Raw genomic sequence first — 11,679 nt, forward strand, 5'->3', positions numbered from 1 at the left:
ACTTTAAATAGTCGAAAAATTATTTAGTTTTAATACGAATCACAGTAAATGAATAAGCAGGCAATTCTTTTGAAAAGGCTTCCTTTACTGTAATAGTTTGAGATATTGGTCTGGCAGTTGTGCTCTCAGGATTTCCTGAAAATGTAGTATAACCTGCATTTTCAGTTGTCGCTAAATTCGATACATCTATTGACGGAATCACAGCAACCGGAAGCATATTGACCAACTTTACAATCAAATCTCCCGAAGCATTATCCCGAACCACTGACACGCCAATTCGCTTATGAACTTCATTACTAGCATCTGATAATTTTATTTTATGCTGCAAATAAATATCACCCGGATTCTCTCCGTACAATTTCTGTACAAAATAATTTACTGTTGGTTTTACTTCATTTCCTGTAAAATAAATCAAATCAGGATTCCATTGTGTGTGTTTCTCACGCGCTAATAAAGGTGCATAAGAAGCCATTGTAACTACATCGCCATTTCGCTCAATAGCAGTAAGATATAGAGCCTCGGCCAAAGCATTGTAAAATTTATTACCACGAGATGCATATTCTCCCAAATACACTTTTGATTTAGAACGGTCGTAGCTGTCATAAAAATTCTGGTTATTGATAAACCAACCCGGACTTTGATAATAATGTTCGTCTACAATTGGCAGTTTCAAATCATTGGCAATTGCCCATCCTTCGTTATAATCTGTGCCTTCAAAAAAGGGTCCAACAGTACCAATAATGATAATTTCCGGATATTTTTTCTGCACGGCTTTTACAATCATTCTATAACGTTCTTCAAAAACATCACTAATTAAATCTTCATTACCAATACCAACATATTTTAAATTAAAAGCTTTAGGATGCCCTGCTTCAGCACGTTTTTTACCCCAAAGACTTGTTACGGGCCCATTGGCATATTCAATTAAATCCAGAACATCCTGTACGTATTGATCCATGTCCTGCATCGCAATACCAAATTGTTGTCCGGCACCACCGTCAGATGAATTTTGACACGGAACTCCTGCCGCCAACACCGGAACAGGAAGCGCGCCCAGATCTTCACAAAACTGAAAATATTCAAAATATCCTAATCCAAGTGATTGATGATATCCCCAAATATTACGCATGGGAGTTCGGCTCTCTAAAGGTCCAATAGTATTTTTCCAACGGTAAATATTTCCTATTCCATCGCCATGAGCCACACATCCCCCAGGAAAACGAACAAACTTTGGATGCATATCGGCAATGGTCTCAGCCAAATCAGCACGAAGTCCGTTTTTACGGTTTTTGAAGGTTTTTTCAGGAAAAAGAGACACCATATCAAGGGCAACTTCTCCATCAGAACTAATTTCTAAATGAGCATCGCTTACTGTTTTGGATACTTTTAACACTGCGCTAATTTTTTTCCACGAAGTATTTGGTTTTAGTGCGGCTTCCGCCAGAGTTTCTCCCCTAGCCCCAATTAGTTTTATTGTAAATTTTGCTCCTTTTGCAAAAGCACTGAAATTATATTTTTCATTGGCTTTAAGCGGAATTCCGTCAAAACCTGAATTGCTGATTTTACTCTTTGTAAGTACAGCATAATGCGAATTATTAGGGTGAATTGGATTTTCCTTTTCCAGCTTAAAATTTCCACTCCAAGCCATTGTTTCATTCCAGTTCTTATCGCTGCCTTTTTTATCGTGCAGTGAATATTCAAAATCACGATTCTGGATCAATTCAGCATATAAACCACCATCTGCAGCATAATTAATATCTTCAAAAAACATTCCCGTAAGCATATTGCTTATTTTTTTAGAATCTTTTGCGTCAATGCTAATTTGAGCCCTTACAGGTTTCAGACCAACAAACATTACACTATCACTTTTGGGTGAAGTATTATCTTGTTTGTCCCTAAACTTTGATGATTCCATGTTTTTTATCAGCGAATCCACTAAAGTCCAATCAACTTCAGTAATAGTTCCTTTTTGAGTTTCTCCCTGAAGTGTAATTTCACTAAATCCAGGAGCTTTATTGTTATCAATTATTGCTTTAGAATATGTTTTAAAATCTTTGGTAACACTAGCGTAATTTGCGTTATCTGTCTTCCAATGAATGGTATATTCTCCTTGTTTTTTGCTGACTTTTATGTTTTGAATAATTGATTTTCCTGATTCATTTTTTGTTACATTTTTCATTGCCTGAGTGTAACTTTGTCTTGTCCAATTAATCAAATCTTTACTTGAAGCAGATGCAAAAACATCATCCTGCACTCCCCAAAAACAATGAAAAATTCCGTTATTATCTTCAATTAAAAAAGCTTCAGACATTGATTTACCCTCTGGTCCCCAACTCCCATAATCTGATTTTAAAAAAGAATGTTCAGGACCTACGCCAAACCAGTTTTTCTGATCTGTACTCCAGGCAAAATGAAGTCCGTTTTTTCCATTATTTTTTAATGTGGAGTACGCGAAAAGATATACCTTGCCTGGTTTGTCTTCTTTTGATTTTAAACCAAATGCAAATGAAACAAAAACTGCAAAAAGTACAATCAGAATTCGATGACCCAGTAAAAACTTCTTCATTATTTTTTAGCTTTTAATTGAAAAAGTACTGAGCTATGAGGTTTTAATTCTGCTGAAACTGCCGTAGCTAAAACTGTCGATTTCTCCCCTGTCCATAAATTAACAGCCTGAACCGAACCTGAAATTCCAAGATCTGATAAATTTACCGAAATCGTTTCTGTCGCCGTATCCGAGATATTGAACAACGCCAGATAAACACTTGCATCTTTTGGATTTTTTGAAGTCACCGCTATTTTTGCGTCTTTCTGGAAAAGTTGTTTTACATCGGTACTTTCATTGTGCATTTTTACCACTTCTTTATTGGTTAATAATGATAAAGTGAAAGCGTCGTTACTTGGTAAATCTCCTCCAAAAAACAACGGCGATTTAAAAATATTAAAGAAAGTAATCAAAGTATATTGCTCGTCTTTTGTGAGTCGCGACATTCTGTCTTCGCCACGTTCTCCTCTGAGTGAAATACGTCCAAGGGGAATCATATCGCAATCTGGCCATGTTCCCGGCGCAATGTAAGGATACCATTTTTGAGCTACATTCATCAGATGTGTAATGTGTGGCCAGGTGTCCCAAACGTCGTCTACCATTCTCCACATATTGGCGTGAGTGGTTACGTGTGGTGCGGCTTCGATAGGAGTTTCTCCCGGCGAAGTGCTCAATACAATTTTACGTCCGCATTTGTCTATCGCGTTTCTAATCAGGTTGATTTCTCCTTGGTGATACGGTCTTGATAAATCATCAATTTTGATGAAATCAACGCCCCATTGTGCGTACAATTCAAATAATGAATCATAGTACTCCTGTGCTCCCGGCTTGTCTGCAACAACGGTATAATTGTCTCTTAACCATTCGCATTGTAATGCTGTTGAGTAAATCTGATCAGCGGTAATTCCGTTTGTACCTTTGATAGGCAATTTGTCTTCAACGGCTTTTTTAGGAATTCCGCGCATAATGTGAATCCCGAATTTCAATCCTTTTTTATGAATGTAATCTGCCAAAGGTTTAAATCCTTGTCCGTCTTTTGCAGATGGAAAACGATTTAAAGCCGGCAAATATCTTCCGTATTGATCCATTACATAACGTGGATCTGTTTGATTGTATCCTCCTGCTTTGTCATTTTCTACAAACCATCTGATATCAACTACGACATATTCCCAGCCAAATTTTTTCAGGTTTTTTACCATATAATCGGTGTTGGCTTTTACTTCGTGTTCTTCTACTGTCGAACCGTAAGAGTCCCAACTGTTCCAACCCATTGGCGGAGTTTGTGCCCATTGTTTGAATTCCTCTTTTTTGAATGTTGTGCTCTGAGCATTCGATGAAACAGATGCTAAAACAACGCCTATTGCCAAAGCAATTGTATTTTTTATTTTCATTTTAAGCTTGTAAAAATTAATAAATGTAAAACATACACTTCAAATATAATAAAATTTAGTCCTTAAACACAAGAACCTGCCTGTATAAACAGACAGGTTCCTTTTTTATCACAAATTAAAGTGAATTGTAATAAATTTTACTTGTGTTGATTTATTTATTTCTTAGACATTTTCTTAGACTCAACAGGTTTTAAAAACCTGTTAAGTCTTGCCGATTTTATTATTTCACATTAATGGTAACTTCAACGGGTTTTAACCACTGACTTGTAAAGGTTACTTTTATAGGCTGAGCTTCTCCAGTTGCCTGAATGTACGCGGCAATATGACCGTGATATACTCTTTGTACATTATCTGTATAATCAGTCATGTCGCTGTTGTTTCCTGCCTCTAGTCCTAATAAAACTCCAGGTCCGCTAATGGTGCAGGTAACTTCATTATCCGAAAGCATAACCGGCAAACCGTTTTGATCCTTCACCTGAACCATGATTTTAGCAACTCCTTTATCTTTAGAAATTGTGATGTTTTTGTCTGCAATTGTTAACTCTACAGGTTGTTGCGTAGTCGAAATAGCATATCTGCTTACCTCTTTGTCGTCTTTGCTTAAACCAATTGCTTCTAATTTTCCTGAAGCAAATGGAATATCCCAATAGATAATTCCGGTTTTTTCGTCGTAAGCTTTTGCTTCACCCACTACTTTTCCGTTCAGTTCTAAACGTGCTTTGGCTGCATTGGTATACACCACTACGCGAATTTTTTCACCTTGAGTGTAATTCCAAATAGCCCATGCATCTTTGGAAACATCTTTTACATCTTTTAATGGATAAGTTCCGATATATGTCATTGGTTTATCTGACCAAAGTGACTGACGGAAATATCCTCTAGGTTTGATTACTCCTGCAAAATCAACCAATCCTGAGTAAAAACCTCTTGATGGCCATCTTCCTGATTCTCCTAAATAATCAATTCCTGTCCATAAGAATTGTCCAAAGATGTGTTTGTTGTTTTTTACCGCTAACCAAGGTTCCATATCGTGAACATTTTCACTTCCAAAAATAACTCTGTTTGGGTATTTCTCGTGATCCGATTGGTATTTGCTTTCCGTATAATTATATCCTGTAATGTCTAAAGCACCTGGATATTCTGTTTCGTTAGACATTGCAACTCCGGCTAAACCAGCAGTTGTTGGACGTGATTTGTCGTATTTTTTAACCGCAGCTACCAAACGTTTTGCAATTGCTCCAAGACGCATAGCATCTGGCGCATCTTTTTTGTAACCACCGTAATTGGCTTGTCCGAATCCGTCTTTTCCTTTATCGAGAACCGGGTGAGAATAAGGATCATTTGGATAATCTACCTCATTACCAATACTCCACGCAAAAACCGAAAGGTGGTTTCTGTCACGACGTACAAAATCTTCCAGATCTTTCTCTGCATAGTCTGCAAAAATATCAAAGGTACCTTCGAATCCCGGAGTTCCGTAATTCCATCCTTCCAGCCATTTGCGTTTTGGAAATTCCCATTCGTCGTAAGCTTCGTTTAAAACCAATATTCCTAACTCGTCGCACAGTTCGTAGAAAACAGGCGCTTGCGGATTATGACTGGTACGGATTGCATTTACACCAATTTCTTTTAATGTTTTCAATCTTGTTTCCCAAACTTCTCTTGGTACTGCAGATCCTAAAACTCCCGCGTCGTGGTGCAGACAAACACCTTTCATTTTCATCCATTTTTCGTTTAATGCAAAACCATTATTAGGATCGAATTTGAAATCTCTGAAACCGGTTTTGGTTAGCGTTTCGTCAATTTGTTTTCCGTCTTTAAAAACAGTTGTTTTAAGTTGATATAGATTCGGATTCTCTAAATCCCATAATTGCGGATTTTTTACATTTATTTTAGTGGAGATTTTTCCGCTTTTATTGGCTGCAATCTCTACTTTAGATGAAGATTTTCCAACCGATTTTCCGTCTTTTGAGATCAGTTCATTTACTACTGTAAGACTTGATTTTGCTGCTGAACCATTTTCTACTTCAACCTCAACATTTAGTGTTCCTGTTCCTTTTTTTACTTCTGGATATGCATAAACGCCCCATTGTGCAATATGGACCTCATTAGAATATACCAACCACACGTCACGGTAAATTCCTGAACCTGTGTACCATCTTGAATCGGCACTTTGACTGTGATCTACACGAACCGAAATCGTATTTTCTCCACCATATTTTACATACGCAGTGGCATCATAAGCAAAAGAAATATAACCGTTTGGACGTTTTCCTAATGAATGTCCGTTGATGAAAACTTCGCTTCTGTTGTAAACGCCTTCAAAATACAAATAGACTTTTTGGCCCGTTTTACTTTGAGGAATCGTAACTGATTTACGATACCAGCCAATTCCGCCTGGCAAGAAACCGGTACAACTAGCCAATGTTGGGCTCAATTGTCCTTTTACGCTCCAGTCATGAGGAACGTTTACTGACTGCCATTTGCTATCGTTGTAAGCTTGTTTTTGAGCATCCGGGGTATCCTGAAGATTGAATTTCCAGTTGTCATTGATTTTCTTTGAATCTCCAAACGAGATCTGGCTGAATGCAGACAAACACGAGAAGAGAAATACGGGAAGTAAGATCTTTTTTGTAAACATTTTTTTTTAAGGTGCTAAAGTGCTGAGAATCTAAGATTCTAAGCTTTTGTTATTTTTAATTATTATTTTTTGTTTCAGGTTTCAGGCTTGAACTAAGACTGTCACTGCGACTCAAAACCTGAAACCTGAAACTTGAAACTTTTTAATATTGTAGCTCCCCCACAAAGGTCACTATCGATTTTGCGGGAATTTCGAGATTGCCGATTTTTTGAGTTGCTGCTCTTTTCAAATTCGAATTATCTGAGGTTATGTAAGGTGTAAAATCATTGTTTTTCACAGTTCCTTTCGATAAATTGAATTTGTATTTCTGGGCTGATTTTCCAACGTTTACAGCCACTACAATTAGCTTTTTGTTTTCGAGATCTTTGTAAGCGGTTAGCATTACATCGTTTGCTGCTTCGAGATCGTTTTGGTTGGGAACATCGATTCTAAGCATTCCCGGACGTACAAACAAAGAGTAATTTCCTAAAGCCCAAAGTAATTTTGAATCGTGAAATTCTCCGTCATTTTTTACGTAATCCGGCGCTGTTCCTCCGTTGCTTTTTCCGTCATCAAGATAAATCAAACCGTCTTTGTAATCAACACGTGTTAGCGATGTCCACCATTGCCATGAAGCGGCATTGGCAACAGCAATGTCATTGTGAATCAAACGTCCTACAAATAAAGCCGTCTGCATTCCTAAATCTCTTCCTCCGCCTGAACCGCCAGGAATTTCAGCTTCTCCAGGATTCTCTAAAATACAATATTCCGATTGCCAGTATTTTAATCCCGGATTTTCTTTGATCTTGGCGGCAATTAATTTTCTGCTTAAAACCTGTCTTTCAATTGGCCAGGTGGTAAAATAACTATGTCCTAAAATGACGTTTTTTAGATTTGGGAATTTTGAAACGTTTGTTTTTGTTTTTCCAAAGAAATAATCAATTTGCTTATCGCGGTTTTCCGAATTTACATTTTCGTATAAATAATCGATTTGGGCGGCTTCGGCAATGACTATTTCTGTATTCATTTTATTGGCTTTGAGTTTTTGCGAAAGTGATTTGGTCAAATCGTAAATTTCCTGATTGGTTGCCGGAGTTCCTTCCTGACTGTTGGTGTCGCCATGTTTTGGCATCCACTCCCATTGCGGCTCGTTGATCGGGCTTACATAATCAAATTTGATTGCTTCTTTCTTTTCCAATCCCTGAATACTTTGAACTAGAAAATCGGCAAATTTTGGAATTGCGCCATCTTTTAGATTCAGCTTATTCTTTTCAGATGCAAAAGATAATCCGTTTTTGGTCATGTAAACCGGCGCACTATTGGTAAAAATCAGGAATTTTTCCACGCCACGCTTTTTCGCCGCCTGCAGGAACCATCTTTGTCCTTCTTGTTTATTGAAATCGTAAGTGCCATCTGCCTGCAAAAAAGATTCACTTCTTCTCCACTCGTCCGAAACTTTACTTTTTTCGCCTTGCTCTGTACTTCCCGCACCCAGATTAAATCTCCAGATCGAAAGTCCGATTCCTTTTGGATTTCCCTGTGCATCGATTTCTTTGCTAAAAAGTAAATCGGCAATGGCATTCTTTTTTTGTTCCGGCCAATTTTTACCCACAAACTGGCATCTCCAGGCATCAGAGCCTCCAAAACCGTCCATGGTTTGTACTACATTATCAGTGCTAATGGTTACGGTTCGCTGTGCATACGACAGCGAACTCATGACCAATAAAAGCGAGATGTATACTTTTCTCATTTATTCTTTTTGTTTTTTCAACCGCAAAGACGCTAAGTTTTCGCAAGGTTCGCAAAGTTTATATCAGCTTTGCGAACCTTTGCGGTCTTTCTTTGAGCGCTTTGCGGTTAATTTTTTACTCTTATTTATATGTCCCTACATAAGTCACAATTGACTTCGCCGGAATTTCAAAACCAGAAGCTTCAACAGCGGTTCCTTTTTTCAAACTCAAAGTTTCAGAAGTTGTATAAGGTGTCAATTTATTATCTGTTAATGCACCGCCTGAAAGGTTCAGTTTATAGGCTTTCGCCGATTTGCCAACGTTTACTGCTACAACTACTATTTTTTTTGTTGTCGCATCTTTGTATGCAGTTACCATTACACCATTGACCGAAGTGGCATTATCAACACTTGGAATCTGCACTCTGACCATTCCCGGCTTTACGAAGAATGAAAAGTTTCCTAATGCCCAAAGTGTTTTTGCATCTCTGACAAAACCGTCGTTTTTGCAATAATCTGCATTTCCGGCTCCGTTGCTTGAACCATCATCTACGTGAATTAAACCGTCTTTGTAATCTCCGCGGCTAATAGCGGTCCACCATTGCCATGATGAAACACCACCAACGGCAATATCTGTACTGATAATACGAGCTGTCCAAAGTGCAGTCTGGATTCCTAAATCTCTTCCCGGACCTGCTCCGCCTGGTAATTCAGCAGTTCCAGGGCTTTCTAAAACACAATATTCTGATGACCAAAGGCTTAATCCAGGAACTGACTGCGTTCTTGTTGCTGCCAATTGTCTTGAATACACCAACTCTGTCAAAGGCCATGCTTGCCAGTAACTGTGTCCTGAAATGGTCTTTTTTACGTTGGGTAATCCTGCAATATTTTTAGCCGAATTTACTCCGAAGAAATAATCGATCTGGTTTGATCTGTTTTCTTTACCAGAAACCGTTTTGTATAAGTGCTCGTAAGCTGCTGTTTCTCCTACCACAATCTGAGAAGTCAATCCTTTTGATTGTAATTTTGGAGAAAGGACATTTACAAAACTGTAGATATTGGTATTCGTTGCCGGTGAACCTTCTTGTCCTGAACCGTCCCACTCGTATTGTGGCTCATTAAAGGGAGACACATAATCGATTGTTAAACCGTGTTCTGATTTTAGTTTATCCAAAGAGTTAGTCCAGAAATCAGCTAATTCCGACCATTTTCCATCTTTTAAATTATAAAATTCTTTGATGGATGCGTGCGCTTTTCCGTTTTGTGTTAAATACACCGGAGCACTATTGGTAAAAGCCAGTAATTTCTCTAAGCCACGCTCTTTTGCTGCTTTCATAAACCAAACCTGACCGGCTTGTTTGTTCATGTTATAGCTAACTCCATCATTGGTAAAACATTCTGTACGTCTCCATTCATCTGTAATATCACTTGCATCACCTTGCTCAGCACTTCCTGAACCAAGGTTGAAACGCCATAATGATAATCCAATTCCTTTTGGATTTCCCTCTGCATCTAATTCTTTACTGAAAAGTAAATCGGCTATTTTATTTTTTTTATCCGAAGGCCAATTTCTTCCTATAAAATTACATTGCCAGGCATCAGAAGCGCCAAAACTTTCCATTGTTTGAAGATTTGCATCCAGATTGATACTCAACTCTGCTGTAGAATTGTCTGCATCTGAGTTTGTGTTGTTTTCTGAATCGCAGCTTACTAAAAACGAGTTTGCGAAAAGTAAGCCTGCACACAGCAGACTTACTTTATTGTTGTTTATAAATCTCATTTTAGTAATTAGGATTTTGAGTGATTAATCCGCCACTTAAATCAATTTCGATTTGAGGTATTGGCCATAATAAGTGTTTTGCAGGATTAAAATTGATTCCTTTATCCTGAGGTTCTCTTAAATTGGTTGTTTCGTACGGATCTGTAGAATTCAGGTTATACTGAACAAAAGTTCCGTTTGGTCCCATCAAAGATTCGATTACCGGTCTTCCTGTATTTGGATCTTTTTCACGACGAATATCATACAAACGCAATCCTTCGAAAGCCAATTCTAAACGACGCTCTTTGTAGATTTGTCTTAAAAGTGTTGGTCCTGATAATCCTGTTTTTGGATCTAATTTTACACGGGCTCGAATGATGTTGATATCACCTAAAGCATCTCCGCCAGTATGATAGTTAGCTTCTGCTCTTGTAAGATACATTTCGGCCAAACGAATTAGCGGAATATTAAGTGGTAAGTGTCCGTCTTTTTTGTCTAATGCACGACGTGTCGCGATCGGGATGTAATATTTACGAATGATACGTCCTGATTTATTATCGTTTAAACTGAATTTGTGTGTTGGATTCAATACCTCATCTCCGTAAGCAGCTTCTCCCCATTTTGTAATAGTGCTTCTGCGACGAATTACATCATTTTCAGAAAGATAAGCATTCTCTAAATCGCTGGTTGGCATACACCATCCCCAACCGTCCAGAACATCTCCTGCATCATTACTCGGAAAGTTTTTCTTGTCTTCACCTCTGGCTCCAGCCAAAGTTGGTAAAGCAGCTCCAAGATTTTTATCCTGTACAGATGAAGTTTGCGCTTCAAGAATAGATTCAACACCATTATGATTATTTACATTCCAGATGTTCAAGAAATCAGATTCAAGAGCAAAAGGCCCTTCGGTAATTACTTTGTTTGAATATAATTTGGCTTCAGCCCATTTTTCCTGAAACAACGAAACACGTGCTAGTAAAGCATAAGCTGCCCATTTGTTGATTCTTCCGTTTCTGGCTACAGGAGTTTTATCCAGTTTTGCAGCAGATTCTTTAAGATCGGCTTCAATCTGAGCATAAACGTCTACAACAGGACTACGTTGTAAATTTAAATCAGCAGTTCCAAGAGATTTAGTGTATAACGGAATTGCTCCAAAAAGATTCACTAATTCATAATAGCAATAGGCTCTTACAAATAAAGATTCTCCCATATACTGATTTTTTTGGGCATCAGAGATTGGCGATGCTGCCATTTTCTCTAAACCAATATTGGCTGATTGAATAGTATAGTAATGAGCAGTATAAGCACCATTCATATCTCCCATATTATCCGGGGTTATCAAATATTGTGAAGCTGGTCTGTGTGCACTGTTATCCTGACCTGTATTACCCATCCAGGCATCATCGGTTGCCATTTCGTTGGTAACTCTTGGCGCTGTTAAAACCCACCATTCTTTGGCAAGCAATAAACGTTGTGTAAGTTCATTGGCATAGTTCTCGCATTCCTGCGCGGTTTGAAAATAGTTCTCTAAGGTTTGTTTACCTCTTTCCTCTTTTTCAATAAAATCACTGCATGAAACTGCAATTAGAGAAAAAGCTAGTATTGATAATATCGTTTTTTTCATGTCGTTTTTTA

Annotated in this window: 6 protein-coding genes; all 6 read right to left on the reverse strand. The window is 38.0% G+C overall.

Annotation, left to right across the window (positions count from 1 at the left end; all coding sequences use genetic code 11):
* Window positions 1-19: 19 nt before the first annotated feature.
* Window positions 20-2,566 carry an alpha-L-arabinofuranosidase C-terminal domain-containing protein gene (locus tag IRZ78_RS09195; protein ID WP_194616240.1) on the reverse strand — a complete coding sequence of 849 codons (2,547 nt, stop codon included), beginning with the start codon at window positions 2,564-2,566 and terminating at the stop codon, window positions 20-22.
* Complete coding sequence (locus IRZ78_RS09200; protein WP_194616241.1) at window positions 2,566-3,936, reverse strand: glycoside hydrolase family 27 protein; 1,371 nt, start codon at window positions 3,934-3,936, stop codon at window positions 2,566-2,568. Before IRZ78_RS09200 ends, IRZ78_RS09195 begins: the two co-directional genes overlap by 1 nt.
* Before the next feature lie 220 nt (window positions 3,937-4,156).
* Window positions 4,157-6,577, reverse strand: coding sequence for a sugar-binding domain-containing protein (locus IRZ78_RS09205; protein WP_194616242.1), 2,421 nt, complete (start codon window positions 6,575-6,577; stop codon window positions 4,157-4,159).
* Between the two features lie 142 nt (window positions 6,578-6,719).
* Window positions 6,720-8,306 (reverse strand): glycoside hydrolase, encoded by a 1,587-nt coding sequence (locus tag IRZ78_RS09210; RefSeq protein ID WP_194616243.1) that lies wholly within the window; start codon window positions 8,304-8,306, stop codon window positions 6,720-6,722.
* A 121-nt stretch (window positions 8,307-8,427) separates the two neighbouring features.
* The gene (locus IRZ78_RS09215) at window positions 8,428-10,065 is read right to left on the reverse strand and encodes a glycoside hydrolase (RefSeq protein WP_194616244.1); all 1,638 of its coding nucleotides are present in this window, start codon (window positions 10,063-10,065) and stop codon (window positions 8,428-8,430) included.
* A gap of 1 nt (window position 10,066) precedes the next feature.
* Window positions 10,067-11,668 (reverse strand): RagB/SusD family nutrient uptake outer membrane protein, encoded by a 1,602-nt coding sequence (locus tag IRZ78_RS09220; RefSeq protein ID WP_194616245.1) that lies wholly within the window; start codon window positions 11,666-11,668, stop codon window positions 10,067-10,069.
* Between the last annotated feature and the right edge of the window lie 11 nt (window positions 11,669-11,679).

Origin of the sequence: Flavobacterium sp. CSZ (assembly GCF_015350725.1) — a bacterium.
Taxonomy (GTDB): Bacteria; Bacteroidota; Bacteroidia; order Flavobacteriales; family Flavobacteriaceae; genus Flavobacterium.

What these genes read in the sequence shown, in the direction of transcription:
- IRZ78_RS09195 (WP_194616240.1), bottom strand. Translation starts at nt 2,566, where the DNA reads ATGAAGAAGTTTTTACTGGGTCATCGAATTCTGATTGTACTTTTTGCA.
- IRZ78_RS09200 (WP_194616241.1), bottom strand. Translation starts at nt 3,936, where the DNA reads ATGAAAATAAAAAATACAATTGCTTTGGCAATAGGCGTTGTTTTAGCA.
- IRZ78_RS09205 (WP_194616242.1), bottom strand. Translation starts at nt 6,577, where the DNA reads ATGTTTACAAAAAAGATCTTACTTCCCGTATTTCTCTTCTCGTGTTTG.
- IRZ78_RS09210 (WP_194616243.1), bottom strand. Translation starts at nt 8,306, where the DNA reads ATGAGAAAAGTATACATCTCGCTTTTATTGGTCATGAGTTCGCTGTCG.
- IRZ78_RS09215 (WP_194616244.1), bottom strand. Translation starts at nt 10,065, where the DNA reads ATGAGATTTATAAACAACAATAAAGTAAGTCTGCTGTGTGCAGGCTTA.
- IRZ78_RS09220 (WP_194616245.1), bottom strand. Translation starts at nt 11,668, where the DNA reads ATGAAAAAAACGATATTATCAATACTAGCTTTTTCTCTAATTGCAGTT.